At 61.5% G+C, this 22,355-nt stretch carries 16 protein-coding genes; 9 read left to right on the top strand and 7 right to left on the bottom strand.

Going from position 1 to position 22,355, the window contains the following annotated elements:
- Positions 1 to 140 precede the first annotated feature (140 nt).
- Both AZG88_RS18240 and AZG88_RS18235 read right to left on the bottom strand, forming a co-directional pair.
- Positions 141 to 824 carry a TetR/AcrR family transcriptional regulator gene (locus AZG88_RS18240; RefSeq protein ID WP_063886827.1) on the bottom strand — a complete coding sequence of 228 codons (684 nt, stop codon included), beginning with the start codon at positions 822 to 824 and terminating at the stop codon, positions 141 to 143.
- 159 nt (positions 825 to 983) lie between these two features.
- Positions 984 to 1,544, bottom strand: a complete 561-nt coding sequence (locus AZG88_RS18235; protein ID WP_061045236.1) for an adenylate kinase — start codon at positions 1,542 to 1,544, stop codon at positions 984 to 986.
- A gap of 3,921 nt (positions 1,545 to 5,465) precedes the next feature.
- Here AZG88_RS18235 and AZG88_RS18225 point away from each other — a divergent pair.
- Together AZG88_RS18225 and AZG88_RS50010 are read left to right on the top strand one after the other, a co-directional pair.
- On the top strand, positions 5,466 to 5,693 hold the full coding sequence (locus tag AZG88_RS18225) for a hypothetical protein (protein ID WP_005262432.1): 228 nt from the start codon (positions 5,466 to 5,468) through the stop codon (positions 5,691 to 5,693).
- 464 nt (positions 5,694 to 6,157) lie between these two features.
- Positions 6,158 to 7,405, top strand: coding sequence for a replication protein (locus tag AZG88_RS50010; protein WP_231914074.1), 1,248 nt, complete (start codon positions 6,158 to 6,160; stop codon positions 7,403 to 7,405).
- A gap of 1,112 nt (positions 7,406 to 8,517) precedes the next feature.
- On the opposite strand, the gene AZG88_RS55035 is transcribed toward AZG88_RS50010, so the two are convergent.
- Complete coding sequence (locus AZG88_RS55035) at positions 8,518 to 8,646, bottom strand: hypothetical protein (protein WP_269455044.1); 129 nt, start codon at positions 8,644 to 8,646, stop codon at positions 8,518 to 8,520.
- A 1,080-nt stretch (positions 8,647 to 9,726) separates the two neighbouring features.
- Here AZG88_RS55035 and AZG88_RS18220 point away from each other — a divergent pair.
- Positions 9,727 to 11,340: a ParB/RepB/Spo0J family partition protein gene (locus tag AZG88_RS18220; protein WP_231914073.1), complete on the top strand. Its 1,614-nt coding sequence runs from the start codon at positions 9,727 to 9,729 to the stop codon at positions 11,338 to 11,340.
- Between the two features lie 115 nt (positions 11,341 to 11,455).
- The gene (locus AZG88_RS18215) at positions 11,456 to 12,313 is read left to right on the top strand and encodes a ParA family protein (protein ID WP_061698487.1); all 858 of its coding nucleotides are present in this window, start codon (positions 11,456 to 11,458) and stop codon (positions 12,311 to 12,313) included.
- A gap of 496 nt (positions 12,314 to 12,809) precedes the next feature.
- Here AZG88_RS18215 and AZG88_RS53760 read toward each other — a convergent pair whose 3' ends face one another.
- Positions 12,810 to 13,046, bottom strand: coding sequence for a hypothetical protein (locus AZG88_RS53760; protein WP_061698486.1), 237 nt, complete (start codon positions 13,044 to 13,046; stop codon positions 12,810 to 12,812).
- A 238-nt stretch (positions 13,047 to 13,284) separates the two neighbouring features.
- Here AZG88_RS53760 and AZG88_RS51755 point away from each other — a divergent pair, with 238 nt between their 5' ends.
- Positions 13,285 to 13,704, top strand: coding sequence for a hypothetical protein (locus tag AZG88_RS51755; RefSeq protein WP_061045232.1), 420 nt, complete (start codon positions 13,285 to 13,287; stop codon positions 13,702 to 13,704).
- Between the two features lie 266 nt (positions 13,705 to 13,970).
- Here the strand turns inward: AZG88_RS51755 and AZG88_RS18195 are convergent, their stop codons facing one another.
- Entirely contained in the window at positions 13,971 to 14,891 is a 921-nt protein-coding gene (locus AZG88_RS18195) for a ParA family protein (protein ID WP_043792356.1), read from the bottom strand.
- A 213-nt stretch (positions 14,892 to 15,104) separates the two neighbouring features.
- Here AZG88_RS18195 and AZG88_RS51750 point away from each other — a divergent pair, with 213 nt between their 5' ends.
- On the top strand, positions 15,105 to 15,335 hold the full coding sequence (locus tag AZG88_RS51750) for a hypothetical protein (protein WP_156517525.1): 231 nt from the start codon (positions 15,105 to 15,107) through the stop codon (positions 15,333 to 15,335).
- 2,500 nt (positions 15,336 to 17,835) lie between these two features.
- Positions 17,836 to 18,945 carry a hypothetical protein gene (locus AZG88_RS18185; protein ID WP_061698485.1) on the top strand — a complete coding sequence of 370 codons (1,110 nt, stop codon included), beginning with the start codon at positions 17,836 to 17,838 and terminating at the stop codon, positions 18,943 to 18,945.
- Positions 18,946 to 19,227: 282 nt separating this feature from the next.
- Here AZG88_RS18185 and AZG88_RS18180 read toward each other — a convergent pair whose 3' ends face one another.
- Positions 19,228 to 19,734 carry a helicase associated domain-containing protein gene (locus AZG88_RS18180; RefSeq protein WP_061698484.1) on the bottom strand — a complete coding sequence of 169 codons (507 nt, stop codon included), beginning with the start codon at positions 19,732 to 19,734 and terminating at the stop codon, positions 19,228 to 19,230.
- 697 nt (positions 19,735 to 20,431) lie between these two features.
- On the opposite strand from AZG88_RS18180, the gene AZG88_RS18175 reads away from it, so the two are divergent.
- Positions 20,432 to 20,773 carry a histone-like nucleoid-structuring protein Lsr2 gene (locus tag AZG88_RS18175; protein ID WP_061045229.1) on the top strand — a complete coding sequence of 114 codons (342 nt, stop codon included), beginning with the start codon at positions 20,432 to 20,434 and terminating at the stop codon, positions 20,771 to 20,773.
- A gap of 80 nt (positions 20,774 to 20,853) precedes the next feature.
- On the opposite strand, the gene mihF is transcribed toward AZG88_RS18175, so the two are convergent.
- Positions 20,854 to 21,171: an integration host factor, actinobacterial type gene (mihF, locus tag AZG88_RS18170; protein ID WP_005564740.1), complete on the bottom strand. Its 318-nt coding sequence runs from the start codon at positions 21,169 to 21,171 to the stop codon at positions 20,854 to 20,856.
- Positions 21,172 to 21,724: 553 nt separating this feature from the next.
- On the opposite strand from mihF, the gene AZG88_RS55580 reads away from it, so the two are divergent.
- Entirely contained in the window at positions 21,725 to 22,054 is a 330-nt protein-coding gene (locus AZG88_RS55580) for a zinc finger domain-containing protein (RefSeq protein ID WP_442971722.1), read from the top strand.
- Positions 22,055 to 22,355: the final 301 nt, after the last annotated feature.

The raw sequence follows: 22,355 nt of genomic DNA, 5'->3' as shown, positions 1-22,355 counted from the left end.
CATCTTCATGGACGCAACCAGAATGCCGACATGCCCGGCCGCTCACCAAACGCGGCACAGATGCAACGGCACAGGCGCGTTGCACCCGGGAACTGGGCCCTACCACGATCACTACCGGCTCCGAACCGTGCCCGAAATCCTCAGACCGACCGAAGCGGCGTGCCGCCAAAAACCGACGGTGTAAACGGAGTCGACAGGCGTGGCGCTGCACCCTCGGCACCGACAATGCCCAACGCGAACGCGCTGTACTGGTCCGCGACGTCGGCTGCCGACAATGGGCCATCGCTGCGGAACCATCGCGCGACCGACACGCACATCTCACGAATCGCGAAGGACGCCACTTTCGGAGACTCGACTGAGAAAACCCCCGCCGTCTGTCCATCGACAATCAACTGACGGAATCCGTGTTCGTGTTGGCGCCGAGTCTGCTGCGCCACAGTCCAATCAGGCTCCTCCAGATGTATTGCCTCTTGATTGACAACCAATGCCTCGCGCCGATGGGTAGCGTGCCGGTACGCATACACTGCGGTAGCCGCCCGCAGTCGGTCGGCCGGGTCGCTCGTCTCCGTCAGCACACGCTCGAAATCTCCGACCACATGATGGAGTGTCTGGAGAACGATCTCCCTCAACAGGGAACCCTTCGACTCCATGTGGTTGTACAGGCTCGGGGTCCGTATCCCCAGTTCTTGAGCTATTTCCTTCAACGACGTCCCGTGGTAACCACGTTCGGCAAACAACGTTAGCGCCACCTCGCGAAGGTCAGACTTCGTGACCGACCGGACAGGGGCGGACTGTCCTTCAACGTGCCGTTTCATTGGCTTCATCTCTCTCGTCCCCGACTTCACTCGTCCCACCGACACGCGATCTGAACGTTGCTTGCAATCGCACGACCTCGGCGTACACAACATGAAAGCCGTAGCGGAGCCCGTCCGACGACGGCGGTGGCGTTGGCGATGTCGAATGTGCAACTCGGACGACTCGACTCAGAGAGCGTTGACCTTGGCGTGAAGTTTCATCTGCATGTGGCGATTCACTTCATCGACCGCGCCGGAGGCGTCGACCGCGATGAGCAGGTCCGAGTAGTAATCGAGCAGCGGCGCTGTTTCCTCGGCATACACGTTCAACCGGTTGCGGATGACCACCTCGGAATCGTCGGCACGACCTCGAGCAAGCATGCGCTCGATGACCATCTCCTCGTCAATGACGAAGGACAGGACGGCGTTCAGCTTCACGCCGCGCTGGTCGAGACTGTGGGCCAATGCCTCTGCCTGAGCTATCGAACGCGGAAACCCGTCCAATAAAAATCCATTCTCGGTGTCCGGCTGAGCGAGGCGGTCACGGACCATATCGATTGTCAGGGCGCTCGGAACGAGTTCACCGGCATCCAAGAAACGACTTGCTTCCTTGCCGAGCGAGGTGTTCTGGGTGATGTGGGTCCGGAATAGATCGCCAGTCGAGATGTGCGGTATACCCATGCTCTCCGATAGCAACTGTGCTTGCGTGCCTTTTCCGGCGCCCGGCGGGCCTAGGAGGACAAGTCGCATGAGCCGACCCTTCGTGAATGGGAATGGCGGTGAGCCATTGAAGAGCCACCACCGGATGGGCGTATCGCCACCAGGCCGACGGCCGAGACGATACATACTAACGATAATTAGTACCTCGTCTATTGTCCAGCCCGCGCGGCTGGATGTCGCCGTCGTCCGCGGCCGGTCCTGCCGTGACCCTCAGATGAGTACCTGAACGAGATCTCGTCGGACGTCCAAGGCCAGCGACGACCCCACCCGAGGTCGGGCGTGTCGACGGTAGGACACCGACTTTCTCACGCGCTGTTCGGTACTCGCGGATCAGCCGCTGTATGTGGGTGCAGCCTTCGCGTCTACCGCAAGAACTCCAGTGTTATAGGCCACATTTTTGGGACACAAGTGGTCGGCATCATACGATTTGTTCCGCACCGGCTGATCCTATGTGCAGGTTGTCGGTGTCCCGCCCGTCAGCTGGACCCTAGTAGCTGACTTGGTTCGCACTGCGCAACCGATAGTCGACTGCCGGTGTAGCGGCCCCGCCGTCCGCCAGCTCCGGCGGGGTTTCGCAGTCCGTCCTCATCTATACCGATCCCAGCCCGGGCTACTCGAAGTGGATGGCGCTAAGCGAGCGACCAGGAACGGGCACTGGGTGCGATGGGTGACAACAACTTTGGCGTTCTATGCGTCTGTGTACTGAAGGCACTTGCCGAGCCTTGACTACGCCCCGACTCACCCATTGATCGGCTGCGCTCATGCCGAATCGGCTACCTCTAGGTCCAGGGTGAAAGGTCGGGCCTGCGGTTGTAGGACTTGTCCTGCACTAATCAGCCGTCTCAATATTTGCAAGTTTCTTACTGCACAAGGTTATTCGACCACACCCCTTTGGATCCGACACTATAACCGACGGGTAACCACGAAGGTGGCGTGAGATATTGACGGCTCGTGAGGGTCTCGAAACCTTGACGAGTGGTACCTGACCGATGAGGCTCACTCTCTGCCGCCGATCCGCGACGACCCCGAGGGGCTGACAATTCCCCACTCAGCACTCAATCGGCGGAGTGACCTCGAATCGTCACCCCGTGGAACATCACTCGGGCAAAGCGGCGGCATGTACGGATCTGCCGTTGTACCCCGCCGGTCGGGGAAATCGGGTGGCCGATAGTCGACTTTCTCGGCGACGACAGTATTTGCACCAACAAATTCTGCCCGTCATCTCTCCGAATCTGCGCGTCAGGCATCAAGGGTGCACGTTGTTCTCATCTTCCGTACGGATAGACCGAAGGTTTGGAGCGCGCCGCCCCGCCCTGTGGCACCTCCACGGTGACCCCGAAGCCACGTGAAGACGAGCGGGAACAGCTTCCAAACTACATCTCCCAGTGGAACGACTCTTTGCTCGGATTGACGTAACGCGTGTACCTACGCAAGGGGTGGCCTCCCGCGTGCCGAACCAGTGGTGGTGGGCAACACCATGAGGCGACCGCACCGCCCAATGGCCTGCTCCCGCAATCACACTGACTCTGGTGTAGTTGTCACCTACATCGCCACCAGGTACCCCCCTTGGGTGATGCACGGTGCATCACCTACTTCCGGGTGATGCACCGTGCATCACCGTTCCCATTCCCCTTCGGTGCAGTCATTCTCATCGCCGAGGCAGGTATCACGCACGGTGTCGCGGAGGTCGTCGGACGTGTTGCCGATGCCCGGCTCGACAGCGTCGCAGCGACGTCTCACCCGCGCCGCAACTCCAATTGGGCATAGTTGCTCTGGTATCGCCGCCCCATTTTGGCGGCCAGAGTTCGTCGGGTGGGTGCGCACTACGCCACGACTGCGACTGCTCCTCTTCGTGCCGATGATTTAGTGACCACCGGGTATCCGGACCGGGCAGATTCCGGAACCCGGAATCCTTCAGCGCGTCGACCGATCGCAACACGGCGGTCGATCTCCACATGGACGAACCCTCTTGCTCGACATCAGGCGAAAGTGTCAGTTGCGTTTGTACGCCGAGGGGCCCGGCATCCGGGCAGGCGCTGACAGTCACCGCACCCATCGCTCGGCCGCCATCAACCCCGCGTTCCCAAGACGCACGGCGTTGCAGACGACGTCGGTGCCGAGATCTCAGCCTCTTGGGACGTGCGGCACGGAGGCACCCAAGCGGTGACCGCAACCCGGTGGCTCCGCCCTCAACCATCTGTCGTCGGGGGCAGATTCTTCTTCCAATGTCCGTGAGGTGGAGTGGACCTCACCTTGCTTCGCCCTTTGGTGATGCACGGTGCATCACCGGTTTCCGCGTGTGATGCACCGTGCATCACACGGCGCGGGTTACAGATCAGCGCGGCCAAGAGGTAGCCGCTCCAGATCCTCGGATCGTGAAATCTCATGCTCTTGCGCGACATCTCCACTGCATCCGTTGCGTGTGCACAAACTGGTCGATGCTCGCACGATTCACTTACGGACGCATGACCTTATGCGTCTGAACGCGACCGGACTTTCCGCAGTGCCCTTCCGCGACTACCTTCCCTTGAGTCGAATGCTGCGCGGGTGAGGTCGGGTGCTCGCCCAAGTGAGAGGGGAGGATTGTTAGATGTATCGACCAAGTGGACCTCTCGGTTGCGAAGTGAAATTCATCAATCCCCGGAGCGTCGGTACGCACACTCCCCTCCGACCAAATGACACACTCAGTTTCTCGCACGCCTCCCCCGGCGGCACGGCTTCTCGGTGCACCGTTACGGCAAGTTCAACATGAGCGCTGGGTTGATTGGAACGATGTTCGTCATGAGGGGTTGAGGCAGTCCGCACCCGGTAGTCACGAGACCCGACAGCGATGTGGCGCTGCTTCTCGAAATGCCGGCGAGCTCAGTCATTGAGAGGTTTCCGAATCCGATGCATCTCATGTTCTGATTCCAGCCGTAGTTGTGAGTGCGGATTTCCCTGGCTTCGCATAGCATGCGCATCCCTTGCAGTCCGGCAAAAAGTCCGATTCAGTACGTTCGTCGATAGCGGATCGATCGTCGCGACGGGGTAATTGGGCCGGACCCGTTGGGCGGACATCTCGACTGGTTCGGTTGATGGTGATCTTGTGGCGACTGTGGTTCTCATTCGGTATGCGCGGGAACCCTAAAAGTGACCTGCGTAGGACCAAGAATGGATTTGCAGGGACAGTTCCCATCGGACCGAATACGCCCGCTTGGTCTACACATTTTGGTACAAACGCCTGCGAACCCCTCAAGAGTCTTGTGGCGGCGGGTGAGGTGTCGTTTATTCGCAGTCGGCGGGCTTTGCTGGTTGCTCCTGTCAGGCGGTGCCGAGGTGTTGGTTGTGCGAGTGCGCGCATTGCCCCAGGGCGTATGAGGCACCCGCTCTTGTCGTCTGGGCGCGGGGTTTCGGGGTTCAGCCGGTGCGCGAATGCGCAGGCCCGCCCTAGACTGCGCCGCAGAACTGACGTCGATCGATGTTCGCTGGAGTGTCGGATAACCCGGGGCGCTTCGACCTGCAGTTTTCCGAGATGGGTCAACTGTCGTATGGACTTTGCGCACTCCGGCCTCAGTGCGGATGAACTTCTTGAGGCATTTCAATACCTTCCCACCGCACTCAGTCCGGGTGCGGAAAAGCGACGCTGTTTATTCATCGGACAGGCTCTGACCGACAGGTTCTGCGACGGGGCTTGCTCTCTGTGTAGCCGCTCCCCACCCCGGTTCTAATGGCGTAACTCTGTGTCTCACATAGATTTTGATTCATCACGTGACGTTTCTGGGGTGGTGTGATTGCCTATGCAAACTGCGTTTCGCTTGATCAAATATTTTCGCTGATTGCCGGCGGTCGTTCGCATACGATTCGGAGCCAGATTCGTGTCCAGAGGAGGCTCTCTGGGGCACTTTTCGAGTTTTATTTAACTCGGCGTGTCGCTGCGCGGTTTAGTTAAACCCAAAGAGCAGGATTTAAGGCATGACAACTCGGAAAAGTCGGGGCGGGCGCCCAGCCCGCGACGTCGCCGTTCGCCATATCGGGGTTGAGTTCCCCGCGGAGATCGCCGATCGGATTCTCGCACCGGTTGACGATGGTCGGGTCAAGACAATCACCGATCGAATGATCGCGCTTGTTCAGCTGGCACTCGAGAACGAGCCAGCGATTCCGGCGCAAGCCAGACAGGAAGAGTTGCCAATGACGGGCTGAACAGAGCCCAGAAAAGGCGAAACCCCCCTTCGCTCGCCAGCTCCGGGGGTTCCGCTCGTCGTACAAACCACCACGCAAGGGAGGAGGTCTGCCTTCTATGAGTATAGAACGCGCGATTCGTCGTGCGCACGCGACACGGCGTGATATTGGTGTTCGCGACCTCTCATTTTTGCGCCAACGTGACGATTCCGTATGCGCTGACCTCATGTCGCCGGCTCTTCCGGCGTTCAGGCATGCCGTGAGGAGGTGCCCACTCCACTAGCGAAAACGTCGGTGGGTCCCACCCTTTACGGATGAGACCCACCGAACATATCTGGCCGTTCCAACACGACCGCTCCTGTGATTGGCAGTCCCGCGAGCAGTCGTGTCGATACCGTGCGCTCTTGTCAGGGTAAGCCATGTCCCGCTGGTGATGCCAGCGACTCACGGCAACATCTTGGTGAAGGGCGCGTGAAAGGCGCGTCATGCACCCCGAATCCGCCGCGAATGCGGCCGAATTTTTCGACAACGATGTTCCGATTGCCCCAGTCGGTGAGGTTTCTTCTACCGATGACACCGAGTGGGATGCTCTGGTCTCGGCCGCTGTCGAGCGAGTCAATCGTGTCGAACGGCTCAACGCCGAGAGCGATCAGCGAGGCCGTTCCTGGTCGTTACCCGTAGATCCGAGCGAGCAGGCTTCGACGCCAGCATGGACCGGGCGCGCTGCCTGGCAGCGACAGGTCCGCGAAGTGTTGAATTCCCCCACCGGTCGAGGGGTGTGCCGATGGTTCAAGGTCAGCACGGAGTTCGTCTTTGCCGTGGCTGTGACGATGGCCTCGTTCGCTGAGCGGTCAACAGGCCGTCGTGTGTGCGCCTCCAGAGAGACGATCGCCCACCGCAGCGGAGTCAGTGTGTCGGTGGTGAAACGCGCGAGGAGGGCGCTTCACACGCTCTCGGTAGCTTGCGAGATGGTGCGTGGGAGGTACTTGAGAGCTGAAGAATCTCAGGCTGCGGAATCCCACCATGGGCGGATTCAACGTCGTGCTGCGTCAGTGTGGGCGCTGACATCCCCGAAATCCCTCGTCATCGAGGCACAGGTGGTGACGAAGAAGCTGGCGAAGAAGGTTCGTCGCTCCAAGGATGGTGCTCTCTCGAGTTATCCCCAGTTGCGTTCTCGTGGCCCCCTATCCCCTTCCAGGGGATTTAAGTTGTTATCTCTTGTTAGAGAGTTATCACCAACGCGCGCGCGAACGCGCACGGGCGAGGACTCGAAAAATCCTAAGACGACGCCGCTGCAGCCTCGGGCAATCGAACTGCAACGGACAGCCGCTGAGCTGCTTGTTCATGCCCCAGTCTTCGCTTCGGCCGGGCATGTGGGGTTGATTTGCGAGGCACTCGCAAATGCCGGCATCGATGAGACCCGGTGGCGTGGTCGTGACATCGCCGCTGAACTGACGCGGGATACCCAGCAGCGAGGCTGGACGTGGCCGACTCACATCGAGCGACCTGTCGGGTTTCTCCGTTGGAGGCTGGCGCACATCGATTGGACTCAACCCTCACCGACCGAGATGGCTCAAAAAGCGGCCCAGGAGGCCCGTCAGCGCATTATCGACCGCGATGCGCGTCTCAGCCGCCAGGATGCCCTGATTGCGTCTGCAGAGCACCGTCAGCGGTGCCGACAAGCGCTTGCAGCAACGCTGAACCGGCGTCAGCAGGCGGTCGCCCAGACGTGACCAGGTACTTGTCGGTTGCCAACCTGGCACCAGCGTTAAGGGCGTTCGAGCTCAACGGAGCTGGCTTCGACTATCGAGCGAGCGCCGCAGGGTGGGTCGCCCGAATGTCTTCGGTGATGAATCGAGCCCTACGGCTGAGGACGAGGGCGTAAAAGGAATGTCGCGCGACCGGGTCGGAGCAGTGGATCTCAGCCTCGAATGTTGGTGCAGGCTAGCTTGGTTGCGGGTGTAGTGCCGCTACCTCGCTGAGCAACTGTCGGCGAAGCCGTCCGTGCACGACCCGACTCCGAAGGTTTGCCGACGCGCGGCAACAGAGCAATTCTGTACGCGGTCGGGATCATGTCGTTATGTGAACGCGTCGAGGGTCGCGTTCGCCAGCATGTCGACGAAAGGTGGAACTTTGCGGTAGAAACTCGACGCGGGATAGCGGTGTACGTCAGAATGCCTCCGACCGTGGTGGCGGGGAGCGAAAAGGGGCGGCGGGCTTTCGCGTGAATGAAACGGCAATGGTGCCGCTCGCAAGGGTAAGGGTGTGCCTGACCAGGTTTCAGTGGGTCGTCCGCGGGTGCCCTGCATGCGAGGCGCACTAGGTGATACGGCCCGGGGCGGGAAGTGGATCGGGAGTCGCACGCGAGTGGCGTTGCTGGCATCCGTCAATGGCGCGGTCCGAGGTTCATGAGGGTGCACCATCGGGATAGGTGCTCGGCTGCGGGACGCCGAGAAGCTCACACCTCTGTTTCTCCGACCGTCGCCGGGGTTTCGAGGATCCGGGACTTGTCCCCACATGTGCCGGCGATGGGCCGCAGGGGCATGATGCGCCGGTTGACTCGACCCTCATTCCCACCCCCTTCAGTACGTCGACAGATGCACCCACGAAGGTGCCGACGGATTCACTCGCCGATCCACTCACCACTCCTGCACATACCTGCCGCGTCGCGGGAGTTGCCGGTAGGGCTCCGTCGGGAACGTGATGACGCCGCCCCGGCAAGTGTCTGTATCTCCCCACCCCGATCTGCCGACACACGCAGTGCGAGGGAGACCGGGGCCCGATCACCTAGGAAACCCGCTGCCGATTCGGGGCACCGGTCCGCTAGCCGCCGAAGTCTTCTACCTCACGAGTTCTTGAGGGTGGCCGCGCCATCGAATGCGCGGAGCTTCACGCGGTGGCGAGGCGATGAGATCAGCTGGTCGTCGACCGCTTCCTCGAGTTCGAATTTCGGCGTGTAGGTGTCTGACTGCACACTCCCATCGAGCTGAGCCTGGGGCTGATGCACCGCGCATCACCACCCGGGGGGGCATCGATACCGTGGGACGGCGGTAGCGTTCGAGTGCCGAGCTGGTAGTTGGCACACGCGCTCGCGCCTGCGTCGCCTGCATGTAGTCCCAGGCACGTTCGGGCTGGCCGAGCAGGCGATCCGCCCGTCTCCAGTCGAAGTTGCCGGAAGGCGCAAACCCGCTGCCAGTGCTGTCGCGCCAGCGCTGCGAGCCCCGGCGCCGTTGCATCGACGCACACGCCGTCCTGGCTGACTGCCGCGCTTTCGCTCCAATGTTGCACAACGGATTGAACATGCATAAAGGGCGGACCCAACCCCCGTCGCGGTGACTACATAGGGGGCTGCATCGATCGCGTGCACCGATGTGTATGTCAGGAGAACGCGGAATAGTTGGGTTCTGACGTTTGCAGCAAAGCAGGATCGCCTCGCCGACTCGGCATGATCACCCGCTCTCAGCGGTCGTGTCCGCTGACCATTGCCGTCCGAGCGCGATACGGGCTGGATGTTTGGAGGCCCGCCAAATATGAATTTTGATGTCGAATACGGCGACGATAGGCATCAGCGTCGGCCGAGGCTCGCTAGATGGCCGTGCTCACGTCAGGTGGCCGATCCGGGCATGGATCGTCCCACGGGTGATGCACGGTGCATCACCCGTGGTGTCACGTGGAGGTGATGCACCGTGCATCACCGCAGTGTTGCGAGGCTTAGGGCCGCCTTCACCTAGGACGCTCGAACGATGGCGAATCACGCAGGGTGATGCACCGTGCATCACCCGTGGACTCACCCCCGTGGCGATCCGCCCGGGCCGGATCAGTGAATCGCCCACGTGAAGAATGCCGGGTTGCACTCGCATGAGCGCTACGGGACCGTTGGTGACCGTATGGCCAGCTAGTGGTGACATTGCGCTTGCCTGCGGGCGGACCTTTCGGGTGATGCACGGTGCATCACCCCGATCGCGACACGCCGCCGGAGATGTCAACGGAGGCAGTTCGTTCCCAGTACGCTCCAACTGAATACATGCAAAGCATGCGTAGAGAATGGAGGATTATGAGCGCCGGAGTGACATCCGAAATGGTGGCCACCAGCTCATCGACCAGTCCGGCCGCGAGCAAACGCAAGCCGGCCGCACGTAAGCCGGCAGGCAGGAAGACTGCGAGTCGGTTCCGAAAGTACGCCGGCGGCGAGGATAGCGAGGAGCTCGCGGCCGCAGCCTCTTCTGGCGCACCTACGCAGACGAACGGCGATGCGAACACAGGCGGCATCACGGCCGCGCTTGCTGGATTAGCTGCCGCCGACGGCCAAACCGTTGTGCAGGTTCCGGTGCTTCAGACCGTACCGCACCCGTTCAACGACCCGGACAGGTCTAAGCCTCAGGCTGGTGATCCAAAGTGGGATGAGCTGGTCAACGGCGCCAGGGCGAATGGCATCAAGGTTCCCGGGTTGCTCGTAACCCGGGAGGGGTTCCTCGCGCAACGGCCCGACCTCGCCCACGCTCTTGGTGACGATGCCGAGTATGTGGTCATCTACGGGCACCGCCGCCGCGCGGCCGCCATCGCCGCCGGGCTGGCGACGATTCCGGCGGTGATTGACGACGCCGTGATGGACGATCACGGCGACCTCGACGCCATGACGTTGGAGAATCTCGGACGCCAGGACCTTTCGGAGATCGCCGAGGCCCAGATGTTCGCTCGGTACTCCGAGTTGGGAATGGGCCAGCGTGCCATCGCGGACAAGCTGGGCGTCGATCAGGCAACGGTGTCCAGGCGGCTGTCGCTGTTACTCCTTGCCCCCGAGGTCCAGGCTGCGATTGCCGAGGACGCGATTCGAAGCGCCGAGGGCGCCGCTTTGGCGGGCGCGCTCCCCTACGGCCCCGCACGGAGCTGGCAGAAGAAGCCAGACCCGGCGCAAAGCTCGGATACCCGTCGTTCCGAGCAGCTTGCTGCGTTCACGCTGATTGCTGATCGCGGAATGAGCCCGACGCGCGCGGCTGAACGTGTGTTGACGGAACGGAAGTCCCGAGAGCAGGCATCGGCTGCGGGACTCGATATCGTGGATCCGCGCGAGCGGTTCGGTGAGAGCTTCCATGAGCATCGACTGTTCGAGGTGTCCGATATCGATCTCGCGAGCACCAAAGTCGTCGGCGCAATCGACCCCGGGCAAGGAACGCTTGTCTACTACGCCGTCGACAAACCCGCTCGAGCCGAAGACAATGCCGACGAGTTGGCCGCGAAGCGGGAAGCCGAAGCAGGGGCGGCGGCAGCGAAGGCGCGTCGAGAAGCGGGCAAGAAGCTCGCGGCCTCCGTTCCGTCACGGGAGAAGTTGGTGACCTTCTTTATCGACCAATACGCCTATGGCATCTCCGCTCTGGCGACGAGCAAGGAGGGGTGGAGGCTGGCCCAGGCATTTGTTGGATTGGAAGGCCTCGACTCCACCGAATTCCGGGTGAGTGTCGAGAACAGCGACGAGAAACGCCGCAGTGAGATCGCCTGGGCATGTGCGGTTGCAGGTTACGAACTCGCGGCAGCCGATTCCTCCCGGGAGTGGGGCCGTTCTGATCTCGCGTACTTGGACTTGCTGTCCGAGCGTGCCGGATACAAGCCGACCGCGTGGGAGGAAGCCCGCCTCGACGCCGCGCGCCGCGCACTGTCTCTCGCCGATTGACGTCGGTGATGCACGGTGCATCACCGAGTTCGCCCCCGCCGCGGGGTGATGCACCGTGCATCACCCCTAAGCGGACACCAACGAATCCAGAACCTTCAAACCGCAAGGAGTTCCCGTGGCTACCTACGCAGTAGCAACCCTGTCCGGCAGCGCCGGTAAAACGACGACGGTCACGTCGACCGCCACGCTGCTCGCCCAGGACGGATACCGCGTCCGAGTTCTCGACATGGACAGTCAGGCAAACGCAAGCACCTGGCTCGGATACCCGGAAGCCTCCGGTAAGACCGCGGCCGACGTCCTCCGGCGCAACGCTTCGATCAAGGAAGTTGAACGCCCGGCGCGGGTGCTGCGGGGGTACGACGAAGCCGACCAACCCGTGTACGAGGAGATCCCCAACCTCACAATCGTCCCCGCCGCTCGTGACACACTCGACAAGCTGATCGTGGAGCTGCCCGCAGTAACCGGTGGTGTCCTTCATCTGCGTGACGCCCTCGAGGAAGCGGATCCTGTCGACGTCACCTTGATCGACTCCCCCGGCTCCTTGAATGTTCTGGTGATCGCCGGCATCCTCGCGACAACCGTCGATGAGCAAGGGCCATACGGATCATGGGGCCTGATCACATGCACGAAGCCATCCGGCAAGGAGAACGAAGGCATCCCGGCGTTGGAGCAGGAACTGCGGAAGATCAAGCGGACCTACCGCGTCGACGTTCCGCTGCTGTCCATCGTCCCCTGCGCAGTCCCCCCGATCGGCGACGTTTACCGTGAGCAGATGGACGATCTGCTGAGCGAATACGAGGACAGGGTGACGCCCCCGATCCGTCGCGCGAGCATCGTGGATGAGGCCTACACGAACTATGTTCCGGTGCCGATCTACGGTTACAGGGCAAAGACGGTCACCAGCGACTACCGAGCCGCGCTGACTCACATGCAGAAGCTGGGGCTGTTCGGACAACGGGCAGTGGTCGCGTAGGGACTGGAGGCCACCTGTGGTGAACGATGTTGGGCGGCACATGCGGCCTTCACGAGGGACAAGCACAGTCAATGTGCCCCATGATCTGCACGCGCTCGCCCGGGCCGCGGTACGCCTCGTGCGTCGCAAGACCGGGCGACCGTACTCGCTTATGCAGTTCACGCAGGAGGCGTTCGCAGCGCAACTGAGAGTGATTGCCGAGACCTACAACGATGGTCGCGCGATTCAGCCCGACGCCGAGCCGTTGGAGCCCGGTAAGGCGGTGTGAGGCAAGGCGGGTGGCGTGGAGAGCTCTAGAGGCAGGCGGAAGGGCTTGTGATAAGCCGTCGATGCAATCGCCGCGGCGGTAAGCCCTCTGCTGGATCGTCATAGGCAAGCGAGGGCTACCGAGGGAGGGTCGCGAGCCAAGTCGGTGTGGTCGGCGGCGCGGTTCCGTCGCCACGATCGATAGGACTGGGCTGTCCCCTTCCCGCGTTGATCGTGCCGGACGGTGCAGTCAATCGTGTGTTGGACGACGGAAGCGGCTCCAGAGTCCACGGCATGCGTACGCCGTTGCCGCACTGCCGCCAAAGATCTGAACGATCAGAAACAAGATCCCCGTAACCGACGTGCTGCCCTCGCCACTGACCCATTTCCAGCCCAGCGAGAGGCCGGGCACCAGTGCCGCCAGACCGACCGTGAGGAGTGCGACCAGACCCACGATCGTGTCTCGGGAGAACGTTGTTTCGGCCACCGCGTCACCATATCGGGACGGTTTCCGCAGGGACAACCTTTTCCCGGAGGGTCTGCGTGCGATGTGGTGTCCGACGGGCTGGGGATACCACCGCCACTTTGTTGAGGCGACGATGGCTCTCTCCACGACTGGACGCCCCTCCCCCGGTTCCCCGCCCCGTTCGATTAGCGATTCGCGCGTGTCCTGGTGCGGTTGCCGCTATTCAGTCTGGTCTGACATCCAAATACAGACGGAGTGCGTGTTCGACCAGCGCGCTACGGCTACCCGCGGACCACTCTTCGGCAAGAGCATCGAGTGTGGCGGTATCGGAGGCGATGATCCCGGCAAGAGGCACACGAGCTTGAATCTCTCTGTGCCGTCGGCGGCGCGGTTGCGCACCTGCCTCGCGCCGCTTGAACAGTCCAGCGCTTGCTTGAGGTTCTGCGGCGCTCCAGTGGCGTTGAAGTTCGCCGGCGTGCCTCTCAACAGCGTCGAGGACTACTTGCCCATAGGGACGCGCCGTTGCGCGGTCACGCTGTCTTTCCTCGAGCGTGAGTTGGCGCAGTGCGGTGTATACCGCCGGGGGGAGATAGACCTCAGGAGGGGCGGTCCGGATCGGCACCGGGCTGCTGTCGCTGCGTGTTTTGGGTTTCCGACGGGGCGCAACGACCGGCTTTGAAGCCTCAGACTGCAGTTGGGGGGCTTCAGATTCAGCGTTCGGCAATTCTGGCGACGCGTCGTCCGACTCGGGGGCATCGGGCAACGCTGCGGGTGACGGTTCCGGTACGGTGGCCGCTGCTTCGCTTTCTGGGTCGTCCGATGAGGGTGCGGACTGCGGGGCAGTCGTTTCGTCGACCGTTTCGGTGACGATGCTCAGCGTGGGGAGCAAATCGTCGAGATCTCCAAGAGCTCCGGGATCGAATGCGGCCTTCCGGCGTCGTGCACTCACGCCACTCCCCCGGAGACTTCGTCCTTCTCCGCCGACGCCAACCGGCTGAGAACTTCTCGGGTAAGGGATTGGTAGTCACTCGCGAGACCGGACGGGTCTCTGGACCACAAACGCTCACCGAGGCGCTTCTTGTCGCGCAGCCGCTGGATCCGATTCTTCAGTTGATCCTCGGCGGCGGCGACCAGTTCCGCAGGGGTCAGGTGACGGATCCGGAGATCGACGGCGGCTGCACGATCAGAGCGAATGAAGGTTTCGAACGGCGCAGCGCCGCTACCTTCGAGCAGGTCCTCAACCTGCTCGAAAACCTCACGGTTCCGCGCTGTCGCGCGAGGGTTCGCATCAAAGAGCACGACACCGAGAAGTTGGATGAGGGAACCGTTCTCCCGTGCGCGAAGGTAGCGGGCCGCGAGGAGCTCCACTCCCGACAGGCTTGCATCGTCGTCCTTGGTCGGCACGAGGAGGTAACGCGCGGTACCCAGCAGTGCGTCGAGCAGTGGGGCGTCGCCGGGGCCCGAGTCGATCAGAATCAGGTCGTAGTGTTCGACTGACTGCAATTCGGTGAGGGTGGACACAAGGTTGCCCCGCAGATCCATTCCTGATTGGGCAGCGGTCGCCGCGATCGCGCCGATGACCGCGAGTGCCGGCCCTCCGGGGATGAGATCGAGGTTCGGTCGGACCTCTCGGGTGGGTTCGAGCGGGTGCGCGTACTGAAGGGCCATGCTGAGGCCCTTCCCGCGGTCTCCCTCAACTCCAAGATCGGAGGCTGTGACGTTTGCCTGCTGGTCCGCGTCAACGACGAGCACCCGGCGTCCGGCCGCTGAGACCATGCCTGCGACAGCTGCGACGATCGAGCTCTTGCCGACACCGCCCTTTTGATTGGCGATAAGCACACTGCGCGGGGGCTGCGTTGGTGACATGCATAGCACGGTACGGCTGGCCGGTCTCCTAGATGGCCAACGACACGCCCCTGTCTAAGGGGGTGCAACACGTCATGAATATCGCCGTTGCTAAGGCTATCAACCACGCCTGTTCAAGGGCGGTTGGAAAGGTTGCACAACAGGTCTCGTTCTAGGCCTTTGTAAATGGTGTTGACATCGGCCTTATAGGCCGTCTGGTGAAAGGTCGGGTTGATGTTCCTGTACACGGCCTATTCAAGGGCGGTGTATCAGGGCATGGATAACGTGGTTGCGATGGTGGTCGCACAGGGAATAAACAAGGTGACTGTGAGGATCATGTCACCGGCGGTTGCAGCGGTGTTTGCTAAGGCCATACCTAAGGCCATAGATAAAAGACCAGTTCAGAGTGTATTTATCAACTTTCAGATCGGCACACGTGAACGGTTCACATATTGGCGAAATTAGTTCTCTTGTTGCCTGAGTCTGCGCGGTGGGGGAGTGGATTCTGCCTGCTCGACACCGACCATTCGGTGCCACGGTGGGTCGTTCCCCGACACGGAGTGGCGAAGTAGGAACCTGGTCTTGCGGACGGCTGCCGAAATTGGCCTGGCGCGTCTCGTGAAGCGCGGAACCATAAATCCCCAGTTCAGGACGGTACTCGGGCCGGGGGAGCGGGGTGGGTGCCGGCCGCGGCTTCTCTCGGTGCACCACCAAAGAGCGCGAATGGCGTCCATGTTCAACTCCTCACTTAAGGCCATATACAAGGCCATGCCAATGGCCATATTCATGGTCGCCACTCCAGTCTCTGGTTGGCTGGGGCGATCAGAGAAGAGTGTCGCCGCACAATGACTTGGAATCCGCTCTTATGGGCGGGACCACGCCTAGAACGGACCAGCATTAGGCCCGCCGGTGTTACGTCACTTGACGAAATGCGGGATGGGGCTGTTCTCCCAGTTTCGAGATAATTGACCGCCTCAGTCGAGGTGAAACGGACGCCTTCAAACGGGCCCTGATGCAAGGACCGAGTAGAGGGTGTCAGGCAATTCGTCACGTCATCGTCAACAGCGCAAAGGCGTCGGCGCGTGCCGGCAAAAATGGGGAACCGTCGAATAAGTCGTGCTGTCCACAGCCAGCACGTCCAATGGCGACGAAATGCCTGGTCAAGGGGTTTTGGTGTGGTTTGTAGCAGCGGGATCTACGCCCGTCTGCCCCTCGGCGAGTCGTAGGTATTCTACGGAAACGGCGAAGACAAGTAGCTAGGTCCAGTCACTTCCGCAATCTGTTATCAGACCCACGCTAAAAGAAGCTCAGAACTCGATGTGAGGAAGAGTCCCCAGGTCAGGACCTCTTCCAAGAGTATAGGCACCATCCGAGCAATGGAAGTTGCGATCGACTGTTGCGGGGAGCTCCCTCGGGCTGCATCAACCGCAGGAGGAAGCGTCAGGGGTGGTCGTGCGAGGGTGGGGAGCGAGGTCCGCTTCAGTCGGCCGCGCGACCGGGTGATGCACCGTGCATCACCACATCCTGCAAACGAGAACATCCCGGCCGCAGCTGTGCCATCACGGCACGGCGTGGCGGATCCACCAAAACGACCGCTACTCCTGGAATGATGTGCACGTGAGCACTCACGATGTGTCACGCCCTGCAAGCCCGACGTCAGCGGAGGCAATGCCTACCGTTCCGTCGGGCGGTGACGCGACGGAGTCGCTGTCGGGAGTTGACGATCGAATCGTCGCCGAACTCGACCGGCTGCAATCTGCCAGCACTGCACGAAACTACCGGCAGGACTGGGTTAGGTTCGCGAGTTGGTGTGCGCCACGTGAAATTTCATTGATGCCCACCGATCCTCGTGCTGTCGCCGACTATGTGCGTGAGAGCGCGGAGACGCGGTCCGAGGTGGGCGATCGGATGTACTCCATTGCGACATTGAGTCGGTGGGTGGCGTCCATCAACTATTGGCACCGCGCATCTGGATTGCCCCTGCCCGGTCGGTCGCCGTGTGTCAAAGACGCGCTCGCGAACGCGCGAAGGGCGTACAAGCAGAACGGTGACCGCCCAATCAAACGGGCGCACCCACTTCGTATCGGCGAGCTCGAAGGAATTGTCGATGCGAGCCGTCGTGACGCGACGACATGGGTCAAGCGTGCGCGCGAGCGCCGTGACAGCGCACTGTTGCTCATGGGTTTCGCGGGGGCACTTCGGCGCTGCGAGCTGTCCATGCTCACCATTGCCGACGTGGCCCAGTGCGGAGACGGGGATCTTCGCGTCCAGATTCCAGGTCCGCATGGGGGTCTGGTCGATGGCTTGATCAAGCATGTCGAGTCATCGCGGGATCACACAATGTGCGCGCCGTGTGCCTACAGGCGCTGGCTCGAGGTGGTTTCGGCTGTCGACGGCTTCGGTCGTCCAGGTGTGATTCGGTTGCTCCACCAACATGAGGAGTTCGAAGGCCACGTCTGCCTTTCCTCAGCGCCAGTTGTCCAGGATCCGGCGCTACCGGTTTTCCGTGCGATCCGTGCGAACGGCAACATAGACTCGGTCGCGCTCTCGGGCGCTGCAATTCACGCCGTGATACGGCGGCGCGCAGTCCTTGCCGGCCATTCCCACGAGTTTGTCGAAAGGGTAGGGGGAGAGTCGTTGCGGGCCGGCTCTGTTGCGGAGCGCTTGGACAACGACTCGCAGCGTGACCGATCTTTGCGCCGTACGGCTTAGTGTCGTGAGTGGTCTCGGGAGCGAGCGTAAGAACAGTTGGGCTCCGGGACCGATCACGCTATTGGGAGCGAAGGTGAGAGAGGGCGGGGCTTTGGTGTGCCTGCGGTTGCTGTTCTTCGTCCGTTGCGCGGCTCACCAGGGGACAATGCCGAACGTGCGGTGTGGGCAGTTGGCCGGCTCGGGAAGAGAGCTCTCTGGGCGACACATGGCTCTGGTGCGTGATCGGCGGCATCGTATTGCATAGCCTCGTACCGTGACGATCGCGCAGTCGGAAATCAAAGGCGTGCAGAACGTTTCCGCGCTGTTTCCCCGGAGTGGTCAGGGTGCACAGTACCGATACGACTGGGCTCTGTTCGCTGATTGGTGTACTGCGCTCGCGGCGTCGGCGCTCCCCGCTGATCCCCTTGCCCTCGCGAGCTTCCTTGACGAGCATCCGGCGGCTCAGTCCACCCAACGGCGCCGTGTCGCAGCGATCAATTGGGTGCACAACGCCAGTGGGTACCCCACGCCTGGGTCTGCTCGAGTGATCCGCCAAGTTCTGTCAGCACGTGCAGGTAGACGCGACGATCTCTCTCGCACCGCGCGCGGGGCGTTGTTGACGCTGCCAACGGTCGGGTGGCCACAAGGATTGTTTGGCCGAAGGGATGCGCTCATCCTGGTGCTCAACTGCATTGTTGGGATGTCCGCGACCGAGGTGGGGGACCTTCAACGGAGCGACGTCACGTATGACGGGAATATCGTGACCGTTGGCGCCGGACACGCTGTGGAACTGCACCCACTAGCGGACGACCCTCAGTGCTGCCCCGTCGCGATCTACCTGAGATGGGCACGCCTTCAGGCGTTCTTCGATCGCTACCCCTCGAACCGAGTGCTCGCACGAAGTCTTGCCAGTGGTCATGAAATTGCCGATGACACGGTGGAGTCCTACGGGAAGCTGCCGGGTCTGCGCGAGGGCCAGGACGGGCCCCTGCTGCCGAGCTTCGATCAGTGGGGACATTTCGCCGCAGTCCGCCGCGATCGCCGCGGGGTGTCCGGCAAGTCGGTCACGACAATCGTTACTGCCCATCTGACGGGAGCCGCCTCGGCGAGTCATACCCGCTCAGATCCGAAGGACAGGCCTGCCGAGGTCGAGGTGGAAGAGGAGGTGTCCTCACCGTGGGTCTATGGCTCCGAGAACGGGGTGGACTGCGCATCGCTCGGCCCGGAAACGCTCACCGAGCAGTATGAGGCGGCTATCGCCCGAAAGTATGCGGATGTCCGGGCATTGGGAGATCTCGCTGAGGCTTTCGAGGATATCGATCGGAAGGCTGACGCGATCCTAAGTCGCACCGAGGAACTGCTCGCGCAGATGGGCATGGCGTAGTCACTGGCGGTGCGACGACCGGGAATGAACAAGATCCTGTCCCAGTGCGAGAACGAGGAACAGTGTCCTCCGCCGAGACGATTGAGTGCGGGTGACGACTTCCGCCGTGTAATACGGTCGTACGTATTGCGGGCGTGGGTACGTCCCACCGGCTGCGCCGACGGAGGGCTACGACGATTGCGGCCCTGGACTTCCGAAGATCTCCGCAATGGGCAATTCGTCAAAGACGCGGAGGACACTCTCCATCGCTCAGGCGGAGGGCCTGGTGGTCGGGATCGGTTTTCACGCTGCGGTTCTTGGTCCGCGTGGGCGGGGACCGGGAGAAACTCCGAGGGCTGCGAGTGGGCCACGCTCTTCGTCAGGAAGCGCGTCTGCTCGCCACTTCTTCACGGCCCGGTAGAGCCACTGACCGACCTGCTCGCCTTCAGAGTTGACATAGTTCGCGGGAACGAGTGCATTGCCGTGCTGCTCACGGTAAGCAGCGATCTCGGCCAGCATCCGACGTCGCTTGCTGTCGGTGCGGGTGACCGCGGGTAGTGGGGCATTGTCTTCGCTCCATACGAAGCCGATTGAATCGAGTTGGTGAATGCGCTCTGCCGGAAGGGTGCCGAGCATTCGCGCGACGCGCTGCCGGTACTGCCAGCGACCGAGTTGGAAGCCACATTCAGTTACGTAGTTCTCGGGTATCGCTGTGTGAGGATGTTGTTGCCGGAACGCTGAGTACAGCTCCAGCGCCGAGGCTGCGGACCAGTGAGTACGCATCGAGATCAGTCCTTCTGTGGAATCCATATATTTGTAAAGTACATAGCTTCTTCTTCAACGATGTCAACCACATTGACCGCGTGTCATGAAAATCACCCGGACCGAGTGAGGCAACCGCCGGACTGGCGCCGAGTATCTGTCCACCTCAGATTTCTCGATCGTGTCTCTATCACAATCGTCTTCGGCGAGAGGGCTGTCGAGGTTCCCTGCATTCGCATCGGCGGGAACTGGAACTCTCTCGATCCCCGATTCGGACTCCTATGGAGTTGTGTGGGGATCCGTTGGACCTGCTCGATGGCCGCGCGTTGGTGCTCCTCGCAGTTTCCAAAGCTCCGAGTCCGCCGAAAAAATGATTTCTGGCCAACGGGGATTTATTGTCGCGCTGAGTGTTCAGACCACGGGAGTCCACGGGTACCAGCTGGCGGTGGGCGGTCGTGGTTGCGGGTGCAAGGGGAATGCCCGTGAACCTCCACCCGTGAGAGGCCGTGCGGTCGGCGGGATGCGGACGGCCTGGATTTCTAGTGGTTCCAGTGAGACGAGCGTTCGTCGTAAGCCAGGATCTACGACCGGATCGCCGCGCCCAGCCTCCGAGGAGTGGGCACCGATCGTGCTCTACCCAACGCTGGAATTTGCGATGTCCCGTTCAAAGAACTGTCACGGATTGGCAGGTGAACATTACTTCGCAGTAGTGTTCCTCGGGTTATCGACGTGAAGGAGTGGAACTGTGGCGCGCAAAATTGTTGTCGAACGCATCGACGACATCGACGGAACTCCGATCCAGAACGGCAAAGGGGAGACCATCGCGTTCTCGGTCGACGGTGTCGACTACGAGATCGACCTGAAGGACAACAACGCCAAGGAATTCCACAGCACTCTCACCTTCTACATCGAGCATGCAACTCGCGTCGGTGGAAGGAAGCGTCGGTCGACTCCTGCAGTGGAACCGTCGCAGGGGCGTACGCGGGCAAAGGAAATTCGGGAATGGGCGACCACCGAGGGCTATGAGCTGTCCACGCGTGGACGGATCCCCGCTCAGATCGAGGAAGCGTACAGCGCAGCTCACTGAGTCCACGCTTTCGCGCGAGTTGAAAAACAGCCTCCAGCCAGCTCATTTCGAGTTGGCCGGAGGCTGTGACAGTTCGAAGGTCAGGAGGCGGACGACGCTTCGATCAGTGCCTGGCGCTGGTTGGCTCCGAGTCCGCCGATACGACGGGTCTCGGCGATCGACAGTTCCTCGAGGAGTTTCGCGGCCTTCACTGATCCGACGCCGGGGAGCGCCTTGAGCAGCGCCGAGACCTTCGTCTTCTTCACGATTTCGTCCGTTTCGGCCTTGGTGAGCACCGCCTCGACGCTGAGGTCGCCCGCCTTCACTGCGGATAGGAGTTCGCTACGCGCTTTGCGGGCTTCCGCGGCCTTCGCCAATGCCTCGGCGCGTTGTTCCGGTGTTAAGACAGGCAGTGCCATGATGGTGCTCCTTGTTGCGTTGTTCGGCCAGATCGTCTGGCTGTCCCTCGCCATCGTGCCAGGTGGAACGGACATGTCCGCAAACTGATCGGATGAGACCGACCTCCGGATGGCTGTTCTTACGACTACGGATGTGTCCGACAGTGTGCCTGATCAATACGTTGTCTGGGTGTCTCGCTAGCGATGAGCGTTGTCGATTCAGAGCAAAGACGTCCTTACATCTGGGTGATCAATGATCGCCGATCGTGTCCTTGCTTCGGGTGGAAGCTGTTGCGGTGGAGATGAACGCTGCGGATTTCGGAGGCGCTTCCAAGATGAGGATCATCGTCATGAAGCCGCTGACTCGATAATTCGAGGAGCGTGAACCGGGGTGGCGTGATGCCCCCTGCGCGTGCCGGCGAAGTAGGGGTCAGCGAAAGGGTTCCTCAGTTTCGAGGTGCGCGCCCGAAGGGTTGCTCAATGGTGTTCGGTGGTGGCGTACGCGACGGTGCGGCATGATTCGCCATGGTCAGTCATAGTCGTATGACGAAATCACAGTCGGTGGAGGTGAGTGATGGATCCGTTCGAGTTCGTCGCTCACATTCCCTGTCCGCACTGTCGTGTAGCGATTGGTGAGCGCTGTGTCACCAAGGATGGGTACGTGCGGAAGATCCCCTGCCTTCATCGCGTAAAACTCGCAAAATGGCCTGATACGGAGGAACTTCCAGATCACCGATCGGATTCGGACCGTGATGACGGCGAGCAGGGGGGGCTCCCGCGACGAGTGAAGGTGCGCCATCGACCCCCTCGCGGAGATTGTCGGGACGAACATCAGAAGTGTCGAATCCCTGCTGGTGCAGAGGACCCTCGCTTCTCGCCGCGACAGGCCTACAACGCTCCTTAATCTTCCGACTGGCCTAGCGCGGACCTCCCACCTTAGTGAAGCGGGCGGAATTGACTACCAAGTTCGTGATGCCTCGGTATAGGTGTGGTGCCCTGCGCAGGCGGCTTGCGGGTCGGTCATGGTTCTGCCGACTTCTCCCGGTGCGGTAGACCGACCGTCAGTCCCTGCCGGCGATGACCGAATGTGGCGCGGTGGGGATTATCGCTGGTGAGCAGGGTGGGGTCCGGGGGTGCTAAAAGCGATGTCCAGGGATGCAGAGGGGCTAGCCGGAAGACATCGATTGTCGACCGTCACGTAATTC

Origin of the sequence: Rhodococcus sp. LB1 (assembly GCF_001583455.1) — a bacterium.
GTDB classification, from domain to species: domain Bacteria; phylum Actinomycetota; class Actinomycetes; order Mycobacteriales; family Mycobacteriaceae; genus Rhodococcus_F; species Rhodococcus_F opacus.
This window is presented reverse-complemented; position numbering and strand designations above follow the sequence as displayed.

What these genes read in the sequence shown, in the direction of transcription:
- AZG88_RS18220 (WP_231914073.1), top strand. Translation starts at nt 9,727, where the DNA reads ATGAGCGCCGGAGTGACATCCGAAATGGTGGCCACCAGCTCATCGACC.
- AZG88_RS18225 (WP_005262432.1), top strand. Translation starts at nt 5,466, where the DNA reads ATGACAACTCGGAAAAGTCGGGGCGGGCGCCCAGCCCGCGACGTCGCC.
- AZG88_RS18240 (WP_063886827.1), bottom strand. Translation starts at nt 824, where the DNA reads ATGAAGCCAATGAAACGGCACGTTGAAGGACAGTCCGCCCCTGTCCGG.
- AZG88_RS18235 (WP_061045236.1), bottom strand. Translation starts at nt 1,544, where the DNA reads ATGCGACTTGTCCTCCTAGGCCCGCCGGGCGCCGGAAAAGGCACGCAA.
- mihF (WP_005564740.1), bottom strand. Translation starts at nt 21,171, where the DNA reads ATGGCACTGCCTGTCTTAACACCGGAACAACGCGCCGAGGCATTGGCG.
- AZG88_RS18180 (WP_061698484.1), bottom strand. Translation starts at nt 19,734, where the DNA reads ATGGATTCCACAGAAGGACTGATCTCGATGCGTACTCACTGGTCCGCA.
- AZG88_RS51750 (WP_156517525.1), top strand. Translation starts at nt 15,105, where the DNA reads ATGTTCCTGTACACGGCCTATTCAAGGGCGGTGTATCAGGGCATGGAT.
- AZG88_RS18195 (WP_043792356.1), bottom strand. Translation starts at nt 14,891, where the DNA reads ATGTCACCAACGCAGCCCCCGCGCAGTGTGCTTATCGCCAATCAAAAG.
- AZG88_RS50010 (WP_231914074.1), top strand. Translation starts at nt 6,158, where the DNA reads ATGCACCCCGAATCCGCCGCGAATGCGGCCGAATTTTTCGACAACGAT.
- AZG88_RS55580 (WP_442971722.1), top strand. Translation starts at nt 21,725, where the DNA reads ATGGATCCGTTCGAGTTCGTCGCTCACATTCCCTGTCCGCACTGTCGT.